We start from the raw sequence: 26,647 nt of genomic DNA, 5'->3' as shown, positions 1-26,647 counted from the left end.
GGCCGGAGACCCTGACCTAGACTTCGATCGGCGGATGCAGCCTGTCCATGGTCCATTGCCGATTTCGGCGTGCAGCAAGTGAACTGGCCCCGAGTGAGGCGACGAGAAGGCCGCCGAGGACGGCGATCGAGACCCACAGCCTCGAGTCGATGCCGCCGACGGTGAGTTGTCGAAGCCCGTTCACCGCGTAGGTCATGGGGTCGAACGGGTGGATGATCTGGAACGGTTTCGCGGTGGTTTCCACGGGATAGATGCCGCCGGCCGAAACCAGTTGCAGCATCAGGAACGCCAGGGTGATCACGCGTCCGACGGAGACTCCGAAGATGGCGTTGAACGCCTGGATCAACGCCATATACGTGGCAGTGATGAGCATCAGGAATCCGACGGTGCCGAGGGCGTGCGTGGGGTGCAGGCCAACGGCGAAGTGCACGACCAGGTACATCACGATCACCTGGCAGATGCCGATGAGCAAGGCCGGCCAGTACGAGGCGAGGACCACTCGCAGCGCGCCGAGTCCGTTTGCGATAGGCCGGTTCTGGAGCGGCTTGAGCAGCATCCAGGTGATGATGCCGCCCACGAACAGTGCGAGGGGCAGGAAGAACGGAGCAAAACCGGTACCGAAGGTGCTTGCCCGGTTCTCGTAGGTCTCCTGCAGCTCGACCGGACTGGAGAGGGTTTGAGCGGTTGCTGTTCGCTGCTGATCGGTCCAACTGGGAACCTGGCCGGCGCCCTCGGTGAGTTTGGTTGCGAGTTCGGCAGACCCGGCACGGAGTTGCTCGGTTCCGTCGGCGAGTTTGGCTGCACCATCGGAGAGTTGGACGCTGCCGTCGGTGAGTTGAACCAGTCCACTGCTGAGGGTTTGAGCGCCGTCGTTGACTTGCTGACCGCCGTCACGCAGCTGTACCAGGCCGCTGCGGAGTTCACCGCCGCCGTTGGCCGCGGCGCTGAGCCCGGCGCGGAAGGTGCTCGAGGGATCGTCGAGTTGGTAAGCGAGTTGTTGTGCGCCGCTCTTGAGTTCGCCCAGTTGACCCATGGTCGCTTCGCCGAAGCCCTGAGTGCGCAGCATGTCCTGGGCAGGCGCGAGGGCGTTGGCGATCTGTTGGCTGACGGGATCCGGGTTCAGTCGAAGGCTGGCCACTGCCTGACCGACCAGCTGTGCGACGTCTGCTTGTGTGTTCCCGAGTACGCTCAGCTGGTCGACGACCTGGGTGACGCCACCACTGAGTTGGCTTGCGCCGTCGCCAAGTTGGACGGCTCCGAGATCGAGCTGCCCCAGACCGTCGGTCAGTGCGAGGACGCCGTCCGTGGCGGTGTTGATACCGGTCGAGAGTTGCGCTGTACCGCCGGCAAGAGTGGCTGCACCGTCACGTGCGGTAACCATGTTGTCGGCCAGAGTTTTCGAGCCCGACGCCAATTCGCCGGCTCCGGCGTTGGCAGTGTTCACTCCGGCCGAGAGCTGGAGCGCTCCGTCGGCGGCCTGCTTCAAACCAGCACCCGCATCGGTCAATCCGACCAGAACTGTTTCGACGGACTGCGCGCCGATCTTGTCGCTGACCTGACTGAGGACCTGCTGGGCGGCGTTTTGGCCGATGATGGTGCCGAGGTAGTTGTTGACGTCGTTGAAGGTGAACTGCAACTGAGCTTTGTGGGGGTCCTTGGTCGTCGGGGAGGCGACGGCCTCGCTGAAATTCTCAGGCAATGTGAGAGAGAAGTAGTACGTGCCGTCCGAGACTCCCTGAGCGGCTTCCTGCTGCGAGACCAGGTGGAGATCGAGCTCACCGGAATCGAGCAGCGCTTGGCTTACCTCGTCGCCCGCGTTGAGCTCCTGACCCTGCACCATCGCGCCGCGGTCGGTGTTGACCAGCGCGACGGGGACCTTGTTGACCTCACCGAACGGATTCCAGAATGCCCACAGGTACATCGCGCCGTACAGCAGTGGCATCAAGATGATGGTGACGAGTGCGATCCTGGGCATCGCGCCGCGGGAGAACCGCTTGAGTTCGGTTCCGAGAGACATTCCAGCGAGCATCGCGGTTACCTCGCCCCTTCTTGGTCGGGATTGGTGACTTCTTGGAGCAGGGTGACGGCATCGATGGGTGATCCGTCTGGCAGCGGGTTGACGGTCGACGCGATGATGGTCTGGTAGCTCCCCATCTCGACGAGTCGCTCGACGAGGTATGCGCGTTCGGAGTCGCGCCGCACCTGTTCGAGATCGTCGACGACAAGCAGGGCCGGCTTTTTCGTGTTCGCGACGGCGATACGCAGCAGGATCGCCTCGAGTTCCCCGAGATCGCTGACGTACCGGCCGAGCGCAGGTAACGGATGATCGCCGAAGACGGGAGCGCACACCGCTTCGAGTTCGCGGTCTCCGGCGCGTCCGATGAGCTTGTACCAGGGCGCATCCCAGCGAATTTGTTCGGTGATCAGATCGCGGACGGTGACGGATTCGGCAAGCTCGTCGATGTCCTCGAACCCGGCGACCCCGGCGATCTCGAAGATCTCGCGGGGACGCGTTCGACCGAAGACGGACAGTGAGCCGGAACTGGCTTTCATTCGTCCGCTGAGTGTCAGAAGTAAGGACGTACGTCCTGAACCGGCCGAGCCTTCGAGGATGGTCACACCGCCCGCACGAATCTCGAGATTGACGGGTCCGAACACCGGCCCCCATGGGCCGTCGAGCGCCAAGTCCGTGGCGGTCAATGCCAGGTCAGGGGCGTAATCGGGTTGTGCGTGCTCTGGTGCGACCACGATGATCACCTGTCTGTTGATCTACTCGGCCTGCGAAAGAACCGAGTGCTGGTTCAGCGGACGTTCGTGCTCACCCAATCACATCGGTAGCGGGCGAGCGGTCCCATGAATGGGATGTGTCGGACACGTTCGACAACTTGAAGACCGAACGGTATGTATTCTGTTGGAAACGGAACGGGGGAGTCGAGGTGCCGGTTCGTAGGCGCGGTATGTGCGCGGTGCTGGTCATGGCCACCCTGTCGGTTGTCTCCTGTGCCGGTGAGCGCGAGTCGCCCCCGTTCGTGTCGAGCGAGAGGCTTTTCGAGTTCACCGGTCGCAATGTCGGACCCGTGACCGTTCCGCCCTTGCCTTCCGATCAGCACGAGTCCGAAGCAGCGCCGTACGGAGCCATCACCCTGTCCGGTGGGTGGAGCGGCGCAGCCAATGTCTCGCTGCCCGGATCCGTCACGTGTTTCGAGCACAACTGGGCGGATTCGCTGCCCGCCGGTCACCGCCAGTGGGCCTACGAGGTGCACACCAGTTCCTTTTACGAGTACGACGGCGGCGGCGAATATCCGGGGCGTGATTTCCAGTTGCAGGTCTACGTGAACGAAAAACCGGAACCAGGTCAGTCCGGGGCGACGATGATGTTCTCGGATCAGAGCGGACAGTTCGTGTCCTTCGGTGGCGGCGTCGACAATTCCATCGAAATCGTCAGTTCTCCGGACCGCAGGCGCGTGGCGCTTTCCCTGGTGGGAACGGCGGCACGGCCCGGCGAACAACCGACGACGTCCGTACTGTCCGCACAGATCAGTTGCCCGACCGTCGAGCGCAGATGACCTCGGATTCCATGGACTGCTGAGCATGAAAATGCCGGCCCCGAAACATTCTCGGGACCGGCACTTTTCATGAATCAGGAACGAATCAGAATGCTGCTTCGTCGATCTCCATGATGTCGTTCTCGGTGTTCGCGATGATCTCGCGTGAAGCGGTGAGCTCGGGCAGGACGTTCTTGGCGAAGAAGGAAGCGATGGCGACCTTGCCCTCGTAGAAGCCCTTGTCCTTGTCGGAAGCGCCGTTGTCGAGTGCTGCCAGAGCGATCTCGGACTGGCGGAGCAGCTGCCAGCCGATGAGCAGGTCGCCGACGGACATCAGGAAGCGGACGGAGCCGAGGCCGACCTTGTACAGCTCGGTGGGCTGCTCCTGAGCTCCCATGAGGAAGCCGGTGAGCGTGGCGGCCATGGCCTGGACGTCTTCGAGTGCGGTGGCGAGCAGTGCGCGCTCCGCCTTCAGACGACCGTTGCCGGCTTCGCTGTCGATGAAGGTCTTGATCTGTCCGGCAACGTGAGCGAGCGCGACGCCGCGGTCACGAGCGATCTTGCGGAAGAAGAAGTCCTGAGCCTGGATGGCCGTCGTGCCTTCGTACAGCGAGTCGATCTTGGAGTCGCGGATGTACTGCTCGATCGGGTAGTCCTGCAGGAAGCCGGAGCCACCGAGGGTCTGCAGGCTGTCCGTCAGGTACTGGTACGCACGCTCGGAGCCGACGCCCTTGACGATCGGGAGCAGCAGGTCGTTGACGCGGAACGCGGTGTCCTTGTCTGCGCCCGAGACGAGCTGTGCGACAACCTCGTCCTGGTGAGCTGCGGTGTAGAGGTACACCGCGCGCAGGCCTTCGGCGTATGCCTTCTGCATTGCCAGGCTACGACGCACGTCGGGGTGGTGCGTGATGGTCACGCGCGGTGCTGCCTTGTTGGTCATCTGGGTCAGGTCTGCGCCCTGCACGCGCTGCTTGGCGTAATCGAGAGCGTTGAGGTAACCGGTGGAGAGGGTGGCGATTGCCTTGGTGCCGACCATCATTCGAGCGTGCTCGATGACGTCGAACATCTGGGCGATGCCGTTGTGGACCTCGCCGACCAGCCAGCCCTGTGCGGGGATGCCGTGTCCGCCGAAGGTGACCTCACACGTGGCGGAGACCTTCAGGCCCATCTTGTGCTCGACGTTGGTGACGAAGACACCGTTACGCTCGCCGAACTCTTCGGTCTCGAAGTTGAAGTGCGTCTTCGGGACGAAGAACAGGCTCAGGCCCTTGGTGCCCGGTCCGGCGCCTTCGGGGCGAGCGAGAACGAGGTGGAAGATGTTCTCGAACAGGTCGTCCGAGTCGGCCGAGGTGATGAAGCGCTTGACGCCCTCGATGTGCCAGGAGCCGTCGTCCTGCTTGATCGCCTTGGTGCGTCCGGCACCGACGTCGGAGCCGGCGTCGGGCTCGGTGAGGACCATCGTGGCGCCCCATCCGCGTTCGACGATGGTGGCTGCCCACTTCTTCTGCTCTTCGGTGCCGTTGTTGAACAGCACGTCCGCGAAGGCGGGTCCGGCCTGGTACATGTGCGCTGCAGGCTGTGCGCCCAGGATCAGCTCACCGATGGCCCACACGACGGAGCGGGGAACCGGCACGCCGCCGACCTCCTCGCTCAATCCCATGCGGTACCACTCGGCATCCCACAGAGCCTTGAACGACTTCTTGAAGGATTCCGGAAGTGCAACGGTGTGCGTCTCGGGATCGAAGACAGGGGGGTTGCGGTCCGCATCGGCGAAAGATTCGCCAAGCGGTCCCTCGGCCAGGCGTGCGACCTCTGCCAGCATGTTGCGGACAGTGTCGGCATCCAGGTCGCCCCAAGCGCCTTCGCTCAGTGGCTTCTCCAGTCCGAGAACCTCGAAGAGGTTGAACTCCAGGTCCCGAACGTTGCTCTTGTAATGGCCCATGTCTTCTGCTTCTCCCAGTGAGGTGGTGCGGTCCAGCACTCCTAGTACCGCCCGAAGTTTATTACTCGTCGGTAACTTAATACATGTTACTAGCCGTTCTTTGCATTGCCAACACCGGATTTGCGTCCGATGACAAGCGCGTCGACCGCGATTCCCGTTTCGGTGTGCCTGTGGGGATTTCCGGCGATCTCGAACTCGAGCTTTCCGCGGAACTCCTGCATCAATTCTTCTGGTGTGTAAAGGATTTCGGGATCTTGTGGCCCGCCGACGCCGTAGTCGATGTTGCTTCGGTCGTGACCCAAAATCATGAGGATTCCGTCAGGTTTCAGAGAATTTATGGCACGGTTCACAACCAGGGTGCGTTGTGGTGCGGGCAGATGAAGGTAAAGAAGCAGGGCCAAGTCGTATCCCTGCTCGTTCCTCGAGGCGTAATCCGCGACGGTGACGTCGCCGTATCGGTAGTCGAGCCGGTCGAGAACCGATCGGGGTGAGCGGGCCGCGATCGTGCGGGCTTTCTCGATCGCGACGGCCGAGTAGTCGATGCCGGTGACCTCCCAACCGCGAGTCGCGAGCCACAACGCGTTACGACCCTCGCCGCACGCCAGGTCCAGTGCCTGGCCGTGGGGGAGGGCCGTCGCGTATTCCACCAGCAATTCGTTGGGAGGAGCGCCCCAGACGAGCTCGGTTTCTTCGTACTTCTTGTCCCAGGCCGCCGCATCCATAGATGACGACGGTAGTGCCACTCAGTGGTTACGCACTCCGTCCATCGGGTTCTTGCGTAGAGCGGCGCGCGTCGGGAGCGCGATGGAGACAAATCCCAGAACAGCGGTCACCGCGACGATGGAACCGTAAATCGCCGGTGAAATCGCCGGGATCGGCTGCCCGGACACCGCTACGGCAATGCCCATCAGAGGCGGCAGGGCGATCAGTGATCCGACCACGACGGCGATTCCCACCACCATCAACGACTCGATGCGCATCATTGCTCGGACCTGCCTCGTCCGCGAGCCCACCAGTTGAAGGAGCGCGAACTCGCGGGAACGCTCGGCAGTGGCGGCGACCAGGGTGTTCACGACTGCGACTGCGAGATAGCCGAGCAGGACGAGGACGGCGAGGATGCTGACCCACGACTGCATACGACGCTGATCTTCGCCCGCGGCCCCGAACTGGTCCTGGTTCATCGCGGCGATCGAGGGGAACGAGCGCAACGACTGCTGGACTTCGGCCGACCGTCCGGGTTCGGCAGCAACCAGAACGGTGTCGATCAGAGCGTCGGTGGAGTGCTGACGCAAAGTCTCGATCGGCATGGTCACGTCCCCGAATCCGAGGCCGCGACCATATTTTGCGACGACCATGGGATGTACCAGTGTTCCGTCACCCAGATAGAGGTCGACGCGCTGGCCTACCTTGGCTCCGAGGGTGAAGGCGCCGTCTTCGCTCACGGCAACGGTATCGCCGGTCAGAGCGCTGAGGTCGCCCTCGGTCACCGCGAGATCGAGGGTCGCGTCGGCGCTGGCGGCGTCGATGCCCTGGGCCGCGATCGCGCTGTCGGCTGAGCCGCCTTCCTCTCCGCTGGGTACCGGGAGGACTTGACTGCGGACCACCGGGTTTGCCGCACTCACTCCGGGCACCGATGCGATCGACTCGAGGAGCGAGGGAGCGATACCGGCTGGTGCGCCGACGATCAGGTCGGCGGTGACGCCCTTGATCGACTGGTTGGTCGCCTCGGCGGCGACGGTGCTCTGGCTGAAGAACTGCACCGAGCCCAGTGCGATTGCGAGAGCCAACGGAACAACCGCCGACGAGAGCCGTCTCGAATTGGATTCGGCGTTGGCGGCAGCGAGAACTTTGGACGCCGACCCACTGCGGCGCAGCGGACCGCCGATCACCTTGATGATGCCGCGCACCAACAAGGGGCCGAGCAGCGCGACCGAGAAGATCAACAACAGTGCGCTCGAACCGGCGCCAGCGGCCGCCACGCTGCCGGGCAGGAAAGCAGGGAGGACGCAGGCGCTGAGGCCGGCGGCGCCGAAGATCAGCCCGGTGACGATACGTCCGCGGCTCAGTTTCGCCGGGCCGCTTTCGGATTCGCGAAGCGCTTCGACGGGGTCGAGCTTCGCCGGTCGTCGTGCCGCGATCGCCGCTGCCGCGCGGGCAGTGAGTACGCAGATCAGGAAAGCTGCGATCGCCGGAAGCGGGCTGTAGGCCAGCGCGAAATCGGTGGGCATGACCCCGGCGTCGGCGAACTGTGCGCCCAGCACTCGGGCGAGCAGGTATCCGGGCACCGCGCCGAGAGCTGCCGCCGCAGCAGCAACGAGCAGCACTTCACGTCCGATCATGACGTGCACTTGTCGCGTGGTGGCTCCGATTGCCCGCAGCAGAGCGAACTCTCGGCGTCTGGCGTTGATCGAGAGCGACAGCGTGCTGGAAACGACGAACATACTGACCATCAACGCGAGACCGGCAAACGACGCGCAGAGCACGATCAACTGCGTCCGCGCAGCACCGGCGTCGAGGAATTCGATGCCTCCGCGTGCGGTGCCGGTCGAGACCTCCGCACCGGATCCGGCGAGTGCGTCGCGAGCGAGAGCGGCGGCGTTGACGCCTTCGGGAGCGATCAATCCGACTGCGGTGACAGCGTTCTGGTGCGGCCACAACCGTTCGGCCTCTCCGTCGTCGAGGAAGACGAGTGCCGGACGGTCGGGTGACGGCGCCGAAGCCGAATCAGCTGTGCCGACGACGGTGTACTCGTCGGCTATCGCGCCGTGAGCCAGCGTGATTCGCTCGCCGAGCGCGGCGCCCGTGGTCGAGACCACCTCGTCGCGGCTCTGCGGAGCGCGCCCCTCGGTGAGCGAGTACGGCGCCAATTGTGCTGTGTTCCAAGGATGTGCATCGAGTACGACGCCCTCGGCCGTGCTGACGGGGACGGAGATGTCGGGAACCACGGTGACATCGAGTGCGTCGAGCTTGCGGACCGTATCGCCGGCGAGGAGAACTCGCTCGGCAAAGGGCTGATCGGCGTCTTCCTTGACCTCGAGCGCCTGTGGTGCACTCACGATGGCGTCGGCACCGGCGTAGAGATGTGGTGAGACACCGCCTCGCACTCCCGATTCCAGCAGCACACCCAGACCGCAGGTGAGGAGCGCTGCGCAGAATACGGAGACGAACACGGCGACGAAACCGGAGCGATGCGCTTTCAGGTGCGCAAAGGTGTGCGCTTTCATCATCACCAGTCCCCGAGGTGTGTCATGCGCTCGGCGATCTGCTGCGGGGTCGGGCGGTCGATGTGCCCGACAAGTTTCCCGTCGGCGAGGAACAGCACACGATCGGCGTACGACGCGGCCACCGGGTCGTGCGTGACCATGACGATGGTCTGATCGAACTCGGCAGCCGTCCGGCGCAACAACTCCAGAACCTGCTTGGCGCTGCGGGAGTCGAGGGCGCCGGTCGGTTCGTCGGCAAAGAGTGCGTCGGGGTGAGTGACGAGGGCGCGCGCGATGGCGACGCGTTGCTGCTGACCGCCGGACAACTCGGAGGGTTTGCGCTTTCGGTGTGATCCGAGTCCGACGGATTCGAGGACGAAGGTCAGGTACTGCTTGTCGGCCCGTCGCCCGGCGAGGAGTAGGGGGAGCGTGACGTTCTGCTCGACGTCGAGAGCGCCGAGCAGGTTGTAGGCCTGGAAGACGAAACCGATGTGATCGCGACGGAAGATGCTGCGGGCCTTCGGCTTCAGTTGTGAAATTTCGGTGTCGCCCAGCCACACCGATCCGCTGCTCGGTCGGTCGAGCCCGGCGGCGCAGTGCAGGAAAGTGCTCTTGCCCGAGCCGGATGGGCCCATCACTGCGGTGAAGGTGCTGCGCGGCAGAGTGAGGCTGACGTTGTCGAGGGCGGTCACGGCGCCGCGGCCGTTGCCGTAGACCTTGCTGACCCCTTCTAGTCGCACGGCAGATGTTCGAGCTCCCGTGGCACCAGGGGCCGGCGAGGCGAGGACCGAGTGTCGATTCTTCATGGGAAGAACGCTATGGAGATTCGGCATTCGTCGACATCCAGCAGAGTCCCGAATCAATGGTGTAGCCAGCTGTAGTGGATCGTGCGGTGTGGTGCGGCATGCTGGGGCAGTGAAGAAGAGAACCAGGGCTGCGGTGTACGTGCTCGTCGAGGGTGCGGCAGCTGTTGTTTCCCTGTTCTTGCTGATGGTCGGTCTCATTCTGTTGTCGCTCTCGATTCTGATCGTCGGCTGGTTGCTGTTGCCGTCGTACGTGCGAGTGCTCCGGTGGTGGGCCGGCCTGGCTCGCAAACGCACCGCTGCGTACACCGGACGCCCTGTTCTGCAGCGATACCCACCGATGCCCAGCAATCCGACATTCGGGGACTGGAGCCGGTTCCTCACCGATCAGTCGACGAGGCGCGACGCGGCCTGGTTGTCGATTCATGGTCTGGGTGCTTTCGTCGCGGCGATGCTGACCATTGCTCTGCCACTCGGTGCGCTCAATGCGATTGCCGTCCCGCTGTACTGGCAGCAGATGCCCGCGGGCGAACCCGTCAACAACCCGTACCCCGTGACGTCGTGGCTGGGCGCTGCCGGAATGCCGTTGATCGGCATCCTGTACTTCCTGATCGCGTGGTGGTTGATCCCCGCGATGGCGAAATGGATCAGCTGGTCGACCACGACTTTGCTTGCGCCGGATACGCGTTCGGACCTCTCGAAGCGCGTCACCGCCCTGACGGCCAGCCGCGCTGCGGCGCTCGACGCGCATTCGGCCGAACTCAAGCGCATCGAGCGGGATCTGCACGACGGAGCGCAGAACCGTCTGGTCGCGGTGGTGATGATGTTGGGGATGGCCGAGCGGTCGTTGCAGAACAATCCGGACCAGGCTCTGCCACAACTGCATCGGGCCCAAGATGCGGCCACCGAGGCGTTGAGCGAACTCCGGACGTTGGTGCACGACATCTACCCGCCGATCCTCGACGAGTTGGGTCTGGAGGGCGCGATCTCGGCGCTCGCCGGGCGCTCCGCCGTGCCCTGCGTACTCGAGATCGACGAGCTCCGCCGTGCCCCGGCTGCCGTCGAGGCTGCTGCGTACTTCGTCGTCGCCGAGGCCTTGACCAACGTCGCAAAACACAGCGGAGCCCGCAGGGTCACCGTCACGGCACGGACGGAGACGTCGGACGACTCGTCGGGTGAGACGATGCTCATCGACGTGATCGACGACGGTCACGGCGGCGCGAACGAACGCCCGGGCGGCGGCGTGGCGGGTATTCGACGCCGGGTCGAGGCTTTCGAAGGAACCGCAGTATTGGAGAGCCCGGAGGGTGGACCGACAACGATGAGGGTGGAACTACCGTGCGGATTCTGATTGCCGAGGACGACGCTCTCCTGCGAGAGGGGCTGGCACTGCTGCTCCGCGGAGAGGGCTTCGAGGTGTCTGCTGTCTCCGACGCCGCGCAGTTCCTCACGGTGTTCGAGGAGACCGCCCCCGATGCCGCGGTGCTCGACGTCCGGATGCCTCCTACTTTCACCAACGAGGGACTTCGAGCGGCGATCGAGGTGCGCAAGCTTCGCCCGGGCTTTCCCGTCCTGGTCCTTTCCGCGTACGTCGAGGATCGCTACGCCGGTGAATTGTTGGCAGGAGGCGCCGGCGGGGTCGGGTACCTGCTCAAGGAACGAGTCGGGAAGGTAGCCGAGTTCGTCGACGCATTGAACCGGGTCGTCGACGGTGGAACCGTGATGGATCCCGAGGTCGTATCCCAACTGATGAGCCGTCGACGCGCCGACGATCCGATCAGATCGCTGACGCCACGCGAGTCCGAGGTTCTCGGACTGATGGCGGAGGGGTTGGGAAATCAGGAAATCGCCAGGAAACTGGTCGTCAGCGACACCGCTGTGAGCAAGCACATAGGAAATATCTTCGCAAAACTCGGCCTGTCGGCTTCCGAAAGCGGGCATCGTCGTGTTTTGGCAGTTCTAGCTCATTTGCGCGCCTGATCGTGGATCTGGACTACATACCTGACCGAAGCGTAATGTGAGCCAGCCTCATGTTGTTGCCGTGATCGAACGGTGACCTGAGAGGCAGGGGCTTATGTCCTGTACGTAACGTGTGATGTCGAATGCGCGTCATCACCAGAAACCAACGAGGAGATCGATCAATGGGTAAGCCGATTGCCAGTGTGGCCGGAGGTCGGCAGTCCGTCCTTCTCGGGCTCGGCGTTCACCGCCCGGAGCGAGTCGTGACCAACGACGAGATCTGCGAGCTGATCGATTCCACCGACGAGTGGATCCAGACGCGATCGGGTATCAAGTCGCGCCGGTTCTCCGGCGAAGGTGAAGGCATCCTCGCGATGTCGATCAGCGCTGCCCGTAAAGCACTGGACGTCAGCGGCATTGCACCCGAGCAGATCGGCGCCGTGATCATCGCGACGTCGACGTGGGACCTGCAGACTCCCCAGGCTGCGTCCATCGTCGCCCACGAGCTCGGCATCAAGGGTCCGGCTGCATTCGACGTCGCGGCAGGCTGCGCCGGTTTCTGTACCGCTCTTGCAGTGGCCAGCGATCTCGTTCGCGGTGGCACGGTTGATCACGTACTCGTCGTCGGCGTCGAGTTGATGAGCGAGGCCACCGAGCCCACCGATCGCAGCGTTCGCTTCATCTTCGGTGACGGCGCAGGCGCAGTTGTCGTCGGCCCGAGCGACACCGTCGGAATCGGCCCGGTCGAGTGGGGTTCGGACGGCAGCCAGTCCGACGCCATCGTTCAGGAGCCCAGCTGGCTCGACTACACCAAGAACCCGACCGGACCTCGGCCGTGGATCAAGATGGCCGGCACCGCGGTGTTCCGCTGGGCTGCCTTCGAGATGGGCAAGGTCGCCACTCGCACCCTGGAGAAGTCGGGGCTGGGTATCGAGGACATCGACGCTTTTGTGCCGCACCAGGCAAACCAGCGCATCAACGAGGTCATCGCTCGCAGCATGAAGCTGCCCGAGGGCTTCCCCGTCTCCAACGACATCGCCGAGACGGGCAACACGTCCGCGGCCTCGATCCCGCTCGCCATGGAGCAGATGCTGCGCGACGGCCAGTGCAAGCCGGGCGACAAGGCATTGCTTCTCGCCTTCGGTGCGGGTCTGTCCTTCGCCGGTCAGGTTGTCGTCATGCCGCCGTTGGCTGGAGCAGAATCCGCCTGATTTTTCCTTACGGAAGGGCGCCTCGAACCCACGGTTCGGGGCGCCCTTCCGTTTCCGTCCGGATCGTCGAACGTCTGCGATGTGGCACTCTGGCGAGATGGTCGAGAACGTGGGGGAGTCCGAACGGGAGTCCGAACGTAATGGTGTGACGGGCGGCAGCTTGGCGAAGATGGGCGGGCAAGTGGCTCTCGCCAGCACGGTCAGTCGGATCACCGGCTTCGTCCGCACCCTTGCCCTTGCCGCGGTCCTGGGCATCGCCCTGGTCAGTGATGCGTACAACGCGGCCAACAGCTTCCCGAACATGGTCTATCAGCTCCTCCTCGGCGGGATTCTCGCCAGCGTCCTGCTTCCGTATCTGACGCGGCAACGGAGCCGTGGGCGGACGCTCGAACGAGAGCAGACGCAGCGCGTTCTCACCGTCGGAGCGCTGGCTCTTGCGCTCGTGGCGGTAGTGGCCGTGGTGTGCGCGCCGCCTCTGGTCTCGGCCGTGATCGATGATCCGGCTCAACGAGAGCTCACGACGCTCTTCGCGTACTTGCTTCTTCCGGAGATCTTCTTCTACGGCGTCACGGCGATGATGACGGCTGTGCTCAGCGTTCGATCGGTATTCGGCGCGCCGGCCTGGGCACCGGTGATCAACAACGTCGTCCTTCTGGTGACGGTCGCGGTCTTCCTGTGTATCCCGGGGTCGGTGGCTCTGACTCCCGAGTCGATGACCACCGCGCAGGTTCTGGTGATCGGTGTCGGCACTCTGCTCGGGATCGTGGCGCAAACCGCCGTCGTTGCTCGAGCGCTGCACCGCAACGGGTTTCGGTGGCGCCTTCGCGTGCGGGTCGTACCGCACACCTGGCGCCCGGTGCGCGTCGGGGCGCCGTTGCTCGGCTGGGTACTTGTGTACGTCGTTGCCGGCCAGATCGGTGTGTGGGTGACGATGAAGGTCACTCTCTCCCGTCACGTCTACTCGATGTACACGCACGCGGATCTGCTGTTTCAAGTGGCGTACGGCATTCTCGGTGTGTCGTTGTTGACGGTGCTGATGCCGCGGATCGCCAGGTCGGTTGCTGCGGGTGACGACGTCGGCGTCGTATCCGATCTCGGCCGGGGAGCCCGGTATTCGGTGGTGGCGCTGATTCCGGTCACTGTGGCGCTCATGGTGTTCGGCCCCTCGTTGACCACCTTGATCTTCTTCGGCCGGGTCGACGGCAGCAGTGCCCGGTTGATCGGGACGGCCGTTGCGGTCAGTGCATTCGGGCTGGTGCCCTTTGCGATGGTCATGCTTCAGCTGCGAGTGTTCTACGCCGACAACAACACCCGAACTCCCGCGGTGATCGCCCTGGTGATGGTGGTCGCCAAGACTGTGCTCGTCCTTCTTGCGTCACTGTCGGCTAGTGACGAAAGGCTGGTCCTGGCCGTCTGTGCTGCCGGCTCGTTCTCCTACGTGTGTGGAGCGGTACTCGGCCACATCCTTCTTCGAAAGCGATACGGGCTGTTGGGATTCCGTCGCGTGCAGGCCACCGTCGGAAGGATTTCGGCGGCGGCAATTCTGGCAGGTGGTTGTGCGTTCGCTTTGGTGGTGGCGGTTCAGAACCGAGTTCCCGAGCCCAGGCTTGCTGCTGTTATTTCATTGTCGGCGGGTGCGGCCGTCGGTGCCGTCGTCCTGTTGGGTGCATGCAAGGTCGTCGGTGTTCCCGAGATTCGCCGGGCGCGAACCCTACTGCTGTCCTGAGGACAAGAGCGGTACCAGCAGTTCGTCCGGAGTGAGGGCGCCGTGCTGTCCACGGAGTCCGGACAGTCCCGATTCGACAGATCGACGCACGACGGCCACGTCCCCGGACGCAATGGCGATGACGTCACCGATCCGGCCGTGATACTCGGAATGCACTGCAGGCCCGAACAATCCTGCGACTATGCCCTCGGACCTCGTCCCGATCCACATGCGGTCACCCAGTTCGGCGCGCCAGCGGTCCGCAACATCTTGTGCAGCGCCTTCTCGGGTGTGGATGTGACGACATCTAGGTTCACCGGCAAGAGCGAGTACATCTTTGGACAGAATCGGAGTGTTGTCGAAGTCGATCTTGTTCTCGTCCGACACGTCGACCATTCCGTGGTCTGCCGTCACCAGCAATCTCACGTCCGGACCGAGAGCCGCGGCGAGTTGCTCGACCAGTCGATCGACCAGCATCAGTTGGAAAATCCACGGCTCGGACTCGGGTCCGTAGACGTGGCCGAGTGCATCGATCTCGCTGATGTAGCAGTACGTGAACGTGCGGTCGGCAGATTTCGACGCCGCCACGGTGCGAGCGAGGAGGTCTCCGTATGCCTGGATTCCGGCGAACTGGGCACCGCGCATCCCGGCACGGGTGAGGCCGCTGCCGTCGAACTTCGACGGTACGACGGTTGTAACGGTGATGCCGGCTGCTGCGGCGCGATCGAACGTCGTGGCCTGCGGCTGCAGGGTTTCCGGGACGATGGAGTCGGTCTGAGATTCCTTCTTGCCCGCGCTGTGCCAACCCAGCCAGTTGAACACCGAATCGGCTTCTTCGACGTAGGACTGGTAGCCGGTGATGCCGTGCGCTCCCGAAGGCAGACCGGTCCCCAGTGAGACGATGCTGGTGGCCGTCGTCGTGGGGAAGCCTGCCCGGATGGGCGTTCCGACGAGTGAATTCAGGAATGGTGCGTGTTCGGCGTTGCGGGCGAGCAAGTTCGCGCCCATCCCGTCTACCAGCAGAATTACGGTCTTCTTGCTGGGCTGTAGATCGAGACGGTTCGCTTCGCCGCTCACTCCGAGAGAAGCGAGTACCGACGGCGCAAGCGTCGACAGAGTCGGCTGCGAGTACACATCGAGGAGAGGGGCGGGGGCGGGCATCCCATGAGATTAGGCGTTGGACGCAGAAAACTGCATACCTTCTGGGCGAGTGTTCAAATCTGTGCGGTCAAATCCGGACTTTCCAGATGATCAGCGCGCAGAGACCGCGGACCGGTGCGGCCTCCGCGCGGAGATTCATTCCATGATCGTGGAGATCTGGAACTTGGCACCTAGTGGATCGGCCACCGACGCGAGACGACCGAAGGGCGTGTCCTCGGGATCGCGCAAGACGCTGCCGCCGAATTCGACGACCTTGGCGACGGCCGCATCGGTGTCGTCCGCCCCGAAGTACACCTGCCAGAACGACGGCGCCTCTGCCGGGAGGAACGAGCTGGCATCCATCAAACCGGCGACGACGGTGTCACCCTGCTTGGCCTGTGAGTACCGGAACTCGTCGCTGTCACCGATCGACTCGTAAGTCCAGCCGAACACGTCGGTGTAGAACGGCAGGACCGCGGCGTAGTTCTTGGACAAGGTCTCGTGCCAGACCGGCGCTCCGGCCTCGCCGACCAAACCGAAGCCGTGATGCTGATCTGCCTGCCAGATGCCGACGACGGCACCGGCCGGATCGCCCACGATCGCCATGCTGCCCTGAGGACCGACCTGCATCGACGGCATCATGATCGTTCCGCCCGCGGCTTGGGCCTTGGACGCCGACGCTGCCGCATCAGTCGAGGAGATGTAGGTGGTCCACACGTTGCCGTAGGGGTTTCCCTCCTGCTGGGGTCCGAGCCCGGCGATGGGCTGCCCGTCTTTGCTGAAGATCGCGTAGCCGCCGTACTGCGGGTCGTCGTTTGTGTCAGCCTGCCAGCCGAACACGTTGGTGTAGAAGGATTTGGCAACCTCGGTGTCGGAGCTGGTGAGGTCGATCCAACAGGGTGTTCCGTCGAGCGCTGTGCGTGCGGGCATCTGAAAACTCTCCTTAACCGAAACGGATTCACAAGCAGGGGACGCGGAAATGCTTGGCCGAGGAAGGCCTGAATCTCACGCTACGCGCGTACCCCGACACATTCCCAGGGTTCGAGAGCTTTGGGGTATGTGTCCGTTTCGCGTTCCCCGGTGGGCCGGACCTGCCAACGTAGACGACCGCCGAATCGTTCTTGATACTCCGAAGTTGATGGGGCACTTGCTCGATCGGCAAGGGCGTTCCACCGGGGAGTGTTGGTACGTGTCAGCTCCTGATCAGCCCCGTGCGATCGAGCCACGCGAGCGCATGACGGGTGAACTCGTCCGGAATCTCCAATTGTGGGGTGTGGCCGGTGTCGCCGAGAATGATGGTGGTCCAGTGTGGATGTGCAGCAGCGGCTGCCCGTGCGGCCTCGACCGGGACAAGCCGATCGCGATCGCCGTGCATCAGGAGCGTCGGAGTCGTGATCTCTCGCAATGTCTTTCGATAGGAGGCAGGACGGGCGAGGGTCATCAGCAGTGACCGTGCTGCCTGAAGGAATTCGGCATCCTGGGTAGGTTCGTTGCGGCGAATCGCCGTCAAGGCAGCGCCCGCGTCGAGGACCGCGGGGTCGGCTCGCGTCGGATCGGCAAAACACAATCTGGTCATCTGAGCGGCCAACTGCCGGTCTGACATCTTTCGGCGTCCGAAGCCGAGAACCTGCTCACCGACGTACGGCATCGAGTAGAGCGCGAATTGGGCGGCGACGGTCAGATCGGGAAGTTGGACGGGCAGGGGGAGCGCCGGATCCACCAGGACCAGGCCGGCGACTGATTCGGGACTGGCATGGGTCGACATTGCCGAGACCATTCCGCCCATGGAATTGCCGAACAGGACGGCGGGCTCACCCACCACTGTGTCGAGAAAGCGATTCAGAAGTACTGCGTTGGCGTCGACGCCGGTGTGTCGCCCACGGGCAGAGGTGAGTCCGAATCCGGCGAGGTCAAGTGCGTACACGCGCGTGCGCGCCGCCAGCGCCGGTGCGACCCGCACCCAGTTCAGGTGCGAGCCGCCCAGACCGTGAACGAGCACGATGGGCGGCGCTCCGCTGGGACCGCCGAAGTCGATCCAGTGAACGTCACCGCCGAGATCGGTGATGTTGCTTGTCCCGCCCCACGGGTGTGTGAGGGTGCTTCCGTCGACGAGTTGGGCCGAAACAGCGGATTCCATACCTGCCAGGATGCACCGAGGTGTCGTCGTAGTCACGCACTCGTTCCGGTTCGGGATCCGAATATGTGTCATCGATCACGGCTTCTCAAGAAGCTCAGGAAACAGGCAAAACGGAATTTGACTGGTGTTCAGCACTTTTCGAGGCTGTCGCCGCTTTCCGACGGCCGTGGCGCGCGTCCGGCGGAGGTCGGTTCGGGCATACTGAAAACCATGTGGTGGATGGTCGGGCTCATTGTTCTGGCCGCCTTGGTTTTGGCATCCGTTCTGGTCGGTTTCGTTTTCCGCCGCCCGATCGCCGACGCCAAGTCGGCGGTGCTTGCCTTCGACGACGCCAGCTCTCAGCCCCAGCGCGACTGACCACCGTCGAGCGGAATTGTTGCTCCAGTCAGATACGCGGCATCCGGGCCGACCAGGAAAGCCACCGCGGTTCCGATGTCCGTTTCGCAGTCGCCGATCCTCCGTAGCGGAATCCCGGCAACAAAGGCGGCAGCCTCCTCCGGGCGTGCATCTGCCCACCGCTGCAGCCCCGGCGACGACGCGTGGGGAGCAACCGCGTTGACCCGGATCCCGTCGACGCCCCATTCGCATGCTGCCGCGCGACTGAGGGCTCGGACGGATTCCTTCACGGCCGCGTAGCCGCCGTAGCCGGCAGCGTCCCAGCGGACGGCCACGGAGCTGACCATGTTGATGATTGCCCCGCCGCCGCGCTCCTTCATGAACGGGTAACAGGCTTGCATGGTTCGCAGAGTCGCGACGGGGCCGGACGTCAATCCGTCGGCAAGGCGCTCCGGAGTGAGGTCGAGGACGTTGCCGAGCGGGTTGAGGCTGGCGTTGTTGATCAGAATGTCGACGCCGCCGAACAGTTCCACCGTTCGCGCCACGGCTCCGGTGATGGAATCCGCGTCGGCGATATCCATGAGCACCGGTTCGGCACGGCCTCCGCGTTCGGCGATCTCGTTACATGTGACGACGAGTTTCGACTCAGTGCGGCCCGCGACCGCGACGGAAGCGCCCTCCTTGGCGAGCGCAAACGCAACTCCCTGGCCGACGCCTTGCCCTGCGCCAGTGATCAGGGCCACTTTTCCATCCAACTTGCCCACTGCTGTTCTCCTGCTCGTCATTCAACGGTTCCCGAAGCGTTGTCCGAATCGCGCATTGTTACTCGTGGGTTCCCGCTGGATGAGATGTGAGTTACGTCCCACTCAGCGGCACCGCTTCAAATTTCGGTCGTCTTACGTATATTGTGAGCGCCGTTACATACCGGGCGCGCGGACCGCGTACACATTCCATGATGAGGAGCTAGACATGGCATTCACCACTGGCAGCAGCAAGACGGACCTCGCAACTCTCGGCGACTTCCAGAAGATCATTGCAGGCCTGGGCGGCGTTCTCGTCGGCATCGGCGCAGTTGCAGGTCTTCTCGGCGCAATTGGTGGCGCAGGAAGCTCGCAGCCGAAGGCTTGATTGCTTCGCTGAACCGGATTTACGGCCCCCGGCCCGCATTCTGAAGGTATTGCCTTCGTGGATGCGGGCCGGAGGTTTGCCTGCAGATGAATACCTGTGCCTTGCAGGCACATTCATTTTTGTGATACGTCGATCTTTGCCGGCACATCCACACCTTCTTCGTGGACCTGGGGCCCGAAGTTCGGCAGCGGAGTGAAGTCGAGTGCCGCCTCCGAACCGCGGTAATGGCGGAAGTAGAAGAGGGATCGGTCGGGCCGCACCAGGCTGTCCGGTTCGCTTGTCTTCCATCCCCAGTGGACGTCTGCTCGCAAAATCTCCGACAGCCTCAGTATGTTCTTGCAACCATGGCTCTGTAGCCCAAGGCATTTCAATTCCTCGACGTCTCGCAATTGCCCGTCGCGCGTCCACCTGGATTCGTAGACCAGAGCATCGAGAACGACGCGGTGCGAACCCGCTTGAGTAACGCCGGCAAGTAGAACCTCCCAGTCCAATCCTGGTGCGTGTTGGAGGTATTCGTCGGCGTCGATGAATGCTGCCCATGCGACGGTGTCGCGGTACCGGCTCACGTAATCGACGTACGCCTCTACCTGTCCGTGCACGATCCGACCGTCCGCGTCGCGCGGTTGCCAGTCGACGATCGTCACCGGAAGGTCGTGCAGTTCTTTGCGGAATGCGACCTGAACTTCACTGTCCGACATCGATCGGGTGAAGGCGCCGTAAGAGTTGCCTCTCTTGTCCTCGCTGCGGCCGTGCCAACGGTTGAGACTGAATGCGCTTGTCTTGCGGGTGGACCCGACGGAACCGGTGTTGTCGTAGAGAACAACCTCCCAGCCTTGCTCGATGTGGTGCAGGCACCAGTCTCTGATGAAGGGGAGATGTTCGCGGGGGAGCAGGACCGCAACCACGGCGCGGCGCCCGGCGTCAGCGCTGTTCGGATGATTCTTCGGATCCGTGATCACCCGACACACGATAGTGCTCTGCGTGGATGCGAGTTACTCAATGCTGCTCGTGGGAACGGTTGATCGTAGAACGTTGACACATTCGGCTATTTGTCTCATAGTCGAGTCATGACAACTTCTGTGTCACATTCGCCACGGTTTGTACCTTCCACCGGGGAGTCCTGGCGTTCGCCCTGGGCCATGTACGACGCATTGCGCGAGAACGACCCGGTGCACAACGTTGTGCCGGAAGCTGCGCCGCAGGACGACTACTGGGTGCTTACCCGTCACGAAGACGTCTACAACGCCGCTCGCGACTACGAGACGTATTCGTCGGCAAAGGGATTGACCACTGTCTACGGTGAACTCGAACAGATCGGGATGCAGGACAATCCGCCGTTCGTGATGCAGGATCCGCCAGTGCAGTCGGAGTTCCGGCGCATGGTGTCGAAGGGTTTCACTCCGCGTCAGGTATCGGCGGTCGAGCCGATGGTTCGCGAATTTGTCGTCGAACGTATCGAGGCGCTGAAAGCGCGTGGCAGCGGCGATATCGTCGTCGAGCTCTTCAAACCGTTGCCGTCCATGGTTGTCGCACACTATCTGGGTGTGCCGGAATCGGACCGTGACCAGTTCGACGGCTGGACCGAAGCCATTGTCGCTGCCAATTCGGCAGGTGGTGTGGCCGCGGCAGCGACGACGGCGCAGGCCGCCACCGGTGAGCTGATGATGTACTTCGCTTCGCTGATCGAACGCCGCAAGGTCGAACCGGGTGACGACACGATTTCGCACCTACTCGCCGCTGGACTCGGTGAAGACGGCGACATGTCCGGCCTGCTGTCGATTCTGGGCTTCGCCTTCACCATGGTGGCCGGTGGAAACGACACCACAACAGGAATGCTGGGTGGTTCGGTGGCGATGCTGACCGAACGCCTCGACCAGCGTCAGATCCTGCTGGACGATCCCGCATTGATCACCGACGCGGTCGACGAGTTGCTTCGACTCACCTCACCGGTCCAAGGACTGGCACGCACCACGACGCGAGATGTGGCCTTGGGTGGCAAAGTGATTCCGGCAGGACGTAAGGTTCTGCTGATGTACGGTGCGGCCAATCGTGATCCCGAGAAGTACGGACCCGACGCGGCGGAGTTGGACGTCTTGCGTCGACCGCAGAAGATCCTCACCTTCAGCCATGGCGCCCACCATTGTCTGGGCGCATCGGCAGCTCGAATGCAGGCGCGAGTTGCTTTGGAAGAGTTGCTTTCCCGGATTCCCGACTTCCATGTCGACATCGACGCGATGCAATACGCGCCGGGCAACTACGTGCGCCGTCCGCTCTCGGCTCCGATGTCGGTGACTCGGCCATGAGCAACGACTGGCTCGGCGAGGGGCGCGCCTTGGCGGCAGCCGAGAAGATCCTCGACAGTGCGGCACAATTGTTCGTCGAGAAAGGCGTCAACGCGGTCGGTATGGCGGAGATAGCCTCTGTTGCAGGATGTTCCCGGGCCACCTTGTATCGGTACTTCGAGAATCGGCAGGCTCTTCACGTTGCGTTCGTTCACCGCGAAGCTCGCAGGCTGGGAACTGCGATCGCGGAATCGGTAGCGACCATCGACGATCCGAGTGAGCGTCTGGAGACGGCCATACTCACTGCAGTGTCCGCGGTGCGCAGCACTCCGACGTTGGCTGCATGGTTCACCCCGGGTGATGCGAGTCTTGCCGGTGAACTTGCCAATTCATCCGACGTCATCAACGGACTTGGTGTCGCGATGCTCGGTGAACTCGGAGCAGGCACATCGTCGCGGGCGCGCTGGATCGTGCGAGTGATTCTCTCGATGCTCATGGTGCCGGGGGCGGACGAGAACGACGAGCGGACGTTGGTGCGTGAGTTCGTCGTTGCGCTGTTGATTGCTGGACGGGCCACCTGATCATCCCTTCCGGGTGATGTGCGAGGGCTGCGTGGGGATCGAGGATGAACCGATATCCCGACACAGGTCACCGCGAGTTCCCGAGGAGCGTAAGAGAAGATGACTACACCGTCCGAACTCGACCCCAAGCCCGCCACCGAAGCGACTCGCCTGGCAAATGCCCAGGTTCTCCGTGACCTTCCTTTCGACGACACCTTCGACTTCGAACTGATTTCTCGAGGTCTCGTGGCACCGCTCATCGATGGCGGACTGGTCAAAGGTGACAAAGGGCAGTTCATCTTCTCGTACGACGCCTACGGGTTCGCCGACGGCGATGCACCGGATACCGTCAACCCGAGTCTGTGGCGCCAAGCCACTTTGATGGGAAAGGGCGGTGGACTGTTCAAGCTGGCTGATCGTCTGTACCAGGTGATCGGCCAGGACTTGTCGAACACGACGATCATCGAGGGCGACACCGGGTTGATCATCGGTGACACTCTGATGTCCGCGGAAACAGCCGCTCTCGCGCTGGAGTTGTACTACCAGCACCGCCCGAAGGTTCCGGTCAAGGCAATCATCTTCACGCACTCCCACGGCGATCACTTCGGCGGTGTCAAAGGATTTGTCACCGACGAAGAGATCGAGTCCGGTGCCGTAAAGGTCTACGCACCAGACAGTTTCACGGAGGAAGCGATTTCCGAGAACGTACTTGCCGGCACGGCGATGACACGTCGCGGAATGTACATGTACGGATCGTTCCTGCGTCCGGGGCCACAAGGGCAGGTATCCGGTGGTCTCGGCCTGTCCACTTCGCACGGCACTTCGACGTTCGCCGTGCCTACCGACGTCATCACCGAACCGGTGCACGAAGAGGTCATCGACGGTGTGCGCGTGACGTTCATGCTCGCGCCGGGAACCGAAGCGCCATCCGAAATGCTCTTCTATTTACCAGATTTCAAGGCGCTCGGGTCAGCTGAGGACGTCACGCACACGATGCACAATCTATACACGTTGCGCGGCGCCAAGACTCGCGACGCCAAAGCGTGGTCGCACTACGTGCGTCTGGCAATGGAACTGTTCCCCGACGTCGAAATCATCTTTGCGCAGCATCATTGGCCCACGTGGGGCAACGACAAGATCTTGAAGCTGATGTCGGATCAGGCAGATCTGTACAAGTATCTGCACGATCAGACGTTGCGCCTTGCCAACAAGGGACTGACACCGGTAGAGATTGCCGACCAGATCGAGGTACCCGACGCCATCGGAAAGCAGTGGTACAACCGTGGGTACTACGGTTCGCTCAGTCACAACGTCAAAGCGATCTACACCTTCTATCTCGGTTGGTTCGACGGCGTTCCCGCTCATCTCAATCCCCATCCGCCGGTGGAGAACGGCAAGCGCTACGTCGAAGCCGTCGGCGGGCCGGACGCACTTCTGACCAAGGGCAAGCAGGCGTTCGACGACGGAGACTACCGCTGGGCCGCGGAGTTGGTGAACCATCTGGTGTTCGCCGATCCGAGTAATCAGAAAGCGCGAGAGTTGTTGGCGGACACGTACGAACAACTCGGCTACCAAGCCGAGAACGGTACGTGGCGCAACTTCTACCTGGTCGGAGCGATGGAATTGCGGCATCCGCTGGCGCCGATGCCGTCCAACAACCCCACTGGCCCGGCCGTGGTCGCAGTGATGCCGCTCGAACAGATGCTGGATTTCTGGGCAGTTCGCCTCGATGGCCCGAAGGCCGCCGACGTCGACCTGTCGTTGCGATTCGTATTGTCCGACACCGCGGACAACGTCCTGGTCACAGTGCGCAACGGCGTGCTGAACTACGGCATGGACAAGGCAGATGCTTCGGCCGCCCTGACTCTGACCTTGACCCGTGCCGTGTTCAACGAGGTGTATCTGGGAACGACCTCGCTCACCGAATCCATCAAGGCCGGAACGGCAAAAGCTGTGGGAGATCAGTCCGAACTGGAGACGTTCATCTCGCTGCTGGAGGACTTCGATCTGTGGTTCGATATCGTCACGCCGTGACTGGTCGACTCCATGATGTGGCCCGGGCGGGGGATCATTCGAAACGAGAAGGATCTCCCGCGCCGACGCGCACGATTTCGGGAACACCGGACGAATAGTCGACGACTGTGGTGGGTTCGGTTCCGCAGTCACCCGAGTCGATGACGGCGTCGAGTTGGTGGTCGAGTTCTTCCTTGATCTGCCAGCCGTCCGTCATCGGTTCCTCGGCGCCGGGCAGGAGAAGGGTGCTGGAGAGGATGGGTTCACCCAACTCTTGCAAGAGTGCCCGCACTACCGGGTGGCTGGGGATACGCACTCCGACGGTCTTCTTCTTGGCGTGTGCCAGCCGACGCGGAACTTCCTTCGTGGCGGGAAGGATGAACGTGTACTGCCCAGGCGTAGCCGCTTTCACCGCGCGGAACGCCGAGTTGGTGACGTGGACGAAGTGCCCGAGCTGCGCGAAATCGGCACAGACCAGCGTGAAGTGATGGTCCGAACGCAGATGACGGATCTCGCGGATCCGATCGGTGCCCGAGTGATTGTCCATTCGGGCGCCCAGGGCGTAGCAGGAGTCGGTGGGGTAGGCGATGACCGCGTCGTTGCGCAGCATTTCGACGATCTGGCTGATCGCGCGCGGCTGCGGGTTTTCCGGGTGAACGTCGAAGTATCGGGCCATCAACTCAGCTTAGTTCAGCTTGCAGATCACGAATGCCGTTCACCGTTGAGACTGTGGTCGGCGAGCAAACCCGTCAGCTCTTCGGCGTAGGCGAGTTGCTTACGTAAGTGTGTGCAGCTTTCTTCCGCCCGGGTGTGGCAGTCGGTGACGAATTCGGTTGCAGCGGTGCGCGTTGGCGCGTCCGAAGCTTCGTCGCCGAGCACTGCCAGAGAATCGAGAAGTTGTTTCATTTCTTCGAGACTGAATCCGAGCGGCTTCATTCGTCGGATTACCAGTAGCCGTTGGACATCGGCCTCGGTATAGAGGCGGAATCCTCCGGCGCTCCGCTCGGACGGAGTAACCAGACCGACCTCGTCGTAATGACGAATCGTCTTGATCGACAGTTCGGTGCGTTCGGCAACCTGTCCGATCTGCATGTTCGGCCCTTGGCCCGCATGTTCCGGCTCAGACATCACTCCCACTTTCCTCGCGCTGGGCTTCCATACTCTCAGTGACCGTCACCCAGGCGACCGGACAGGCGCAGGTGGCGCTCGGCCGATGCGTCGTCGAGCCCCACGATCTCGACATTCTTGCCTCTGGCCGCGTACTTGGTGGTGATGGCGTCCAGTGTCGCGACGGTCGACGCGTCCCAGACATGAGACTCGGACAGATCGATGACAATGTTCTTCGGGTCGCCGGCGTAGTCGAATTGGTAGATCAGATCGTTGCTGGATGCGAAGAACAGTTCGCCTCGAACCGCATAGACACGGGTGTCCTCGTCCGGATGCGCGACGTCGATCACTTCGGTGAGATGCGCGACGCGGCGAGCGAAGATGACCATCGCGGTGATCACTCCGACGATCACGCCGTAGGCAAGATTGTGGGTCGCGACGGTGACTGCCACGGTGACCAACATGACCACTGTCTCGCCGATCGGCATGCGGCGCAGGGTCCTCGGATTGATGCTGTGCCAATCGAAAGTGCCGACCGAGACCATGATCATGACGGCCACCAATGCGGCCATGGGAATCAATGCCACCACATCGCCGAGGCCGACGACGAGTATCAGCAAGAACACGCCCGCCAGGAAAGTCGAGATTCGAGTGCGAGCGCCGGAGACCTTGACGTTGATCATGGTCTGGCCGATCATCGCGCACCCTCCCATGCCCCCGAAGAAGCCGGTGACGATGTTCGCGACGCCTTGGCCCCACCCTTCTCGGGTCTTGTTCGAGTGAGTATCCGTGACGTCGTCGACGAGCTTGGCCGTCATCAACGATTCGAGGAGTCCGACGAGCGCCATGGCCAATGCGTACGGCGCAATGATCGACAGTGTGTGCATGTCCAGGGGGACGTCGGGGAACAGTAGCGTCGGTAGGCTCGACGGAAGCTCGCCCTCGTCGCCGACGTTGGGGACATTGAACGCGAAAACGACTGTGGCGGTTGTCAGTAGCACGATTGCCACCAGTGGAGCCGGGACGGAGTTCGTCAGTTTCGGCAGGAATACGAGTATCAGAAGTGCGACTGCAAGGAGTGGGTAGACGAGCCACGGAACATCGATCAGGTGGGGGAGTTGGGCGATGAAGATCAAGATGGCGAGTGCGTTGACGAATCCCACCATGACGCTGCGCGGAATGAAGCGCATCAACCTTGCGACGCCCAGGAGGCTCAACACGATCTGGAGAAGGCCGGCCAGAAGGACTGTCGCAATCAGGTAGTCGATTCCGTACTCGCGCGTCAGTGGAGCGACGACCAGTGCGACGGCGCCGGTAGCTGCGGAGATCATTGCGGGTCGTCCGCCGACGACGGCGATGGTCACTGCCATCGTGAACGACGCGAACAGTCCTACCCGCGGATCGACGCCGGCGATGATCGAGAACGAGATCGCCTCGGGAATCAGTGCCAACGCCACGACCAGTCCGGCCAAAACCTCCGTTTTGAGACGGTGAGGTGACCGGAGCGCGGCCCGAACCGAATTGTCGTTGGTGGATGAAGCGATGGTTACTGCCATGAGATTCCGTCCTGACGAGG

Annotated in this window: 24 protein-coding genes; 10 read left to right on the top strand and 14 right to left on the bottom strand. The window is 62.8% G+C overall.

Annotated elements, in window-relative coordinates:
* Positions 1 to 16 precede the first annotated feature (16 nt).
* Positions 17 to 2,029 (bottom strand): YhgE/Pip domain-containing protein, encoded by a 2,013-nt coding sequence (locus QRN54_RS00430; RefSeq protein WP_285181423.1) that lies wholly within the window; start codon positions 2,027 to 2,029, stop codon positions 17 to 19.
* A 5-nt stretch (positions 2,030 to 2,034) separates the two neighbouring features.
* Positions 2,035 to 2,757, bottom strand: coding sequence for an ATP-binding cassette domain-containing protein (locus QRN54_RS00425; RefSeq protein ID WP_007734574.1), 723 nt, complete (start codon positions 2,755 to 2,757; stop codon positions 2,035 to 2,037).
* 179 nt (positions 2,758 to 2,936) lie between these two features.
* On the opposite strand from QRN54_RS00425, the gene QRN54_RS00420 reads away from it, so the two are divergent.
* Positions 2,937 to 3,566, top strand: a complete 630-nt coding sequence (locus tag QRN54_RS00420) for a hypothetical protein (RefSeq protein WP_285181422.1) — start codon at positions 2,937 to 2,939, stop codon at positions 3,564 to 3,566.
* A gap of 85 nt (positions 3,567 to 3,651) precedes the next feature.
* Here the strand turns inward: QRN54_RS00420 and QRN54_RS00415 are convergent, their stop codons facing one another.
* The 4 genes from QRN54_RS00415 to QRN54_RS00400 form a co-directional block, all read right to left on the bottom strand.
* On the bottom strand, positions 3,652 to 5,487 hold the full coding sequence (locus tag QRN54_RS00415; protein WP_007734578.1) for an acyl-CoA dehydrogenase: 1,836 nt from the start codon (positions 5,485 to 5,487) through the stop codon (positions 3,652 to 3,654).
* A gap of 89 nt (positions 5,488 to 5,576) precedes the next feature.
* Complete coding sequence (locus tag QRN54_RS00410; RefSeq protein WP_063314945.1) at positions 5,577 to 6,209, bottom strand: class I SAM-dependent methyltransferase; 633 nt, start codon at positions 6,207 to 6,209, stop codon at positions 5,577 to 5,579.
* Between the two features lie 21 nt (positions 6,210 to 6,230).
* A complete protein-coding gene (locus QRN54_RS00405) occupies positions 6,231 to 8,714 on the bottom strand; it encodes an FtsX-like permease family protein (protein ID WP_285181421.1) in 2,484 nt (827 codons plus the stop codon).
* Positions 8,714 to 9,496 (bottom strand): ABC transporter ATP-binding protein, encoded by a 783-nt coding sequence (locus QRN54_RS00400; protein WP_042452563.1) that lies wholly within the window; start codon positions 9,494 to 9,496, stop codon positions 8,714 to 8,716. Before QRN54_RS00400 ends, QRN54_RS00405 begins: the two co-directional genes overlap by 1 nt.
* Positions 9,497 to 9,605: 109 nt before the next feature.
* On the opposite strand from QRN54_RS00400, the gene QRN54_RS00395 reads away from it, so the two are divergent.
* From QRN54_RS00395 to murJ, 4 genes are all read left to right on the top strand, one after another.
* The gene (locus tag QRN54_RS00395) at positions 9,606 to 10,844 is read left to right on the top strand and encodes a sensor histidine kinase (protein WP_179090776.1); all 1,239 of its coding nucleotides are present in this window, start codon (positions 9,606 to 9,608) and stop codon (positions 10,842 to 10,844) included.
* Positions 10,832 to 11,473, top strand: coding sequence for a response regulator transcription factor (locus QRN54_RS00390; RefSeq protein WP_003945784.1), 642 nt, complete (start codon positions 10,832 to 10,834; stop codon positions 11,471 to 11,473). The genes QRN54_RS00395 and QRN54_RS00390 overlap by 13 nt, the downstream gene beginning before the upstream one ends.
* A gap of 161 nt (positions 11,474 to 11,634) precedes the next feature.
* Positions 11,635 to 12,663 (top strand): beta-ketoacyl-ACP synthase III, encoded by a 1,029-nt coding sequence (locus QRN54_RS00385; protein WP_003945837.1) that lies wholly within the window; start codon positions 11,635 to 11,637, stop codon positions 12,661 to 12,663.
* Positions 12,664 to 12,760: 97 nt separating this feature from the next.
* Positions 12,761 to 14,389 carry a murein biosynthesis integral membrane protein MurJ gene (gene murJ / locus QRN54_RS00380; RefSeq protein WP_285181420.1) on the top strand — a complete coding sequence of 543 codons (1,629 nt, stop codon included), beginning with the start codon at positions 12,761 to 12,763 and terminating at the stop codon, positions 14,387 to 14,389.
* On the opposite strand, the gene QRN54_RS00375 is transcribed toward murJ, so the two are convergent.
* The 3 genes from QRN54_RS00375 to QRN54_RS00365 all read right to left on the bottom strand — a co-directional run bounded on the left by QRN54_RS00375 (position 14,375) and on the right by QRN54_RS00365 (position 17,645).
* Positions 14,375 to 15,529, bottom strand: coding sequence for an alkaline phosphatase family protein (locus QRN54_RS00375; protein ID WP_007734589.1), 1,155 nt, complete (start codon positions 15,527 to 15,529; stop codon positions 14,375 to 14,377). The genes murJ and QRN54_RS00375 overlap by 15 nt on opposite strands.
* 135 nt (positions 15,530 to 15,664) lie before the next feature.
* A complete protein-coding gene (locus QRN54_RS00370) occupies positions 15,665 to 16,438 on the bottom strand; it encodes a VOC family protein (protein WP_042452552.1) in 774 nt (257 codons plus the stop codon).
* Between the two features lie 262 nt (positions 16,439 to 16,700).
* Entirely contained in the window at positions 16,701 to 17,645 is a 945-nt protein-coding gene (locus QRN54_RS00365) for an alpha/beta fold hydrolase (RefSeq protein ID WP_047269548.1), read from the bottom strand.
* Positions 17,646 to 17,864: 219 nt separating this feature from the next.
* On the opposite strand from QRN54_RS00365, the gene QRN54_RS00360 reads away from it, so the two are divergent.
* On the top strand, positions 17,865 to 18,002 hold the full coding sequence (locus QRN54_RS00360; RefSeq protein WP_285181419.1) for a hypothetical protein: 138 nt from the start codon (positions 17,865 to 17,867) through the stop codon (positions 18,000 to 18,002).
* On the opposite strand, the gene QRN54_RS00355 is transcribed toward QRN54_RS00360, so the two are convergent.
* A complete protein-coding gene (locus tag QRN54_RS00355) occupies positions 17,984 to 18,745 on the bottom strand; it encodes an SDR family NAD(P)-dependent oxidoreductase (protein ID WP_042452547.1) in 762 nt (253 codons plus the stop codon). The genes QRN54_RS00360 and QRN54_RS00355 overlap by 19 nt on opposite strands.
* A 205-nt stretch (positions 18,746 to 18,950) precedes the next feature.
* Between QRN54_RS00355 and QRN54_RS00350 the strand changes: the two genes are divergently transcribed.
* Positions 18,951 to 19,109, top strand: a complete 159-nt coding sequence (locus QRN54_RS00350) for a hypothetical protein (RefSeq protein WP_156423205.1) — start codon at positions 18,951 to 18,953, stop codon at positions 19,107 to 19,109.
* Between the two features lie 113 nt (positions 19,110 to 19,222).
* Here the strand turns inward: QRN54_RS00350 and QRN54_RS00345 are convergent, their stop codons facing one another.
* Complete coding sequence (locus tag QRN54_RS00345) at positions 19,223 to 20,068, bottom strand: glycosyltransferase family protein (RefSeq protein WP_285181418.1); 846 nt, start codon at positions 20,066 to 20,068, stop codon at positions 19,223 to 19,225.
* A gap of 108 nt (positions 20,069 to 20,176) precedes the next feature.
* On the opposite strand from QRN54_RS00345, the gene QRN54_RS00340 reads away from it, so the two are divergent.
* From QRN54_RS00340 to QRN54_RS00330, 3 genes are all read left to right on the top strand, one after another.
* The gene (locus QRN54_RS00340) at positions 20,177 to 21,412 is read left to right on the top strand and encodes a cytochrome P450 (protein ID WP_042920218.1); all 1,236 of its coding nucleotides are present in this window, start codon (positions 20,177 to 20,179) and stop codon (positions 21,410 to 21,412) included.
* A complete protein-coding gene (locus QRN54_RS00335) occupies positions 21,409 to 21,972 on the top strand; it encodes a TetR/AcrR family transcriptional regulator (protein ID WP_285181417.1) in 564 nt (187 codons plus the stop codon). The genes QRN54_RS00340 and QRN54_RS00335 overlap by 4 nt, the downstream gene beginning before the upstream one ends.
* 99 nt (positions 21,973 to 22,071) lie before the next feature.
* The gene (locus tag QRN54_RS00330) at positions 22,072 to 23,985 is read left to right on the top strand and encodes an alkyl/aryl-sulfatase (protein WP_285181416.1); all 1,914 of its coding nucleotides are present in this window, start codon (positions 22,072 to 22,074) and stop codon (positions 23,983 to 23,985) included.
* 34 nt (positions 23,986 to 24,019) lie between these two features.
* Here the strand turns inward: QRN54_RS00330 and QRN54_RS00325 are convergent, their stop codons facing one another.
* Genes QRN54_RS00325 through QRN54_RS00315 form a run of 3 tightly spaced genes read right to left on the bottom strand, consistent with a single transcriptional unit; the run spans position 24,020 to position 26,627 of the window.
* On the bottom strand, positions 24,020 to 24,640 hold the full coding sequence (locus QRN54_RS00325; protein ID WP_003945756.1) for an L-threonylcarbamoyladenylate synthase: 621 nt from the start codon (positions 24,638 to 24,640) through the stop codon (positions 24,020 to 24,022).
* 26 nt (positions 24,641 to 24,666) lie between these two features.
* Positions 24,667 to 25,092 (bottom strand): MerR family transcriptional regulator, encoded by a 426-nt coding sequence (locus QRN54_RS00320; RefSeq protein WP_047269546.1) that lies wholly within the window; start codon positions 25,090 to 25,092, stop codon positions 24,667 to 24,669.
* Between the two features lie 35 nt (positions 25,093 to 25,127).
* A complete protein-coding gene (locus QRN54_RS00315; protein ID WP_172827104.1) occupies positions 25,128 to 26,627 on the bottom strand; it encodes a SulP family inorganic anion transporter in 1,500 nt (499 codons plus the stop codon).
* Between the last annotated feature and the right edge of the window lie 20 nt (positions 26,628 to 26,647).

Origin of the sequence: Rhodococcus sp. MEB032 (assembly GCF_030208925.1) — a bacterium.
GTDB lineage: Bacteria > Actinomycetota > Actinomycetes > Mycobacteriales > Mycobacteriaceae > Rhodococcus_F > Rhodococcus_F qingshengii.
The sequence above is the reverse complement of the archived record's forward strand: the minus strand, read 5'-3'. Positions and strand labels throughout refer to the sequence as shown.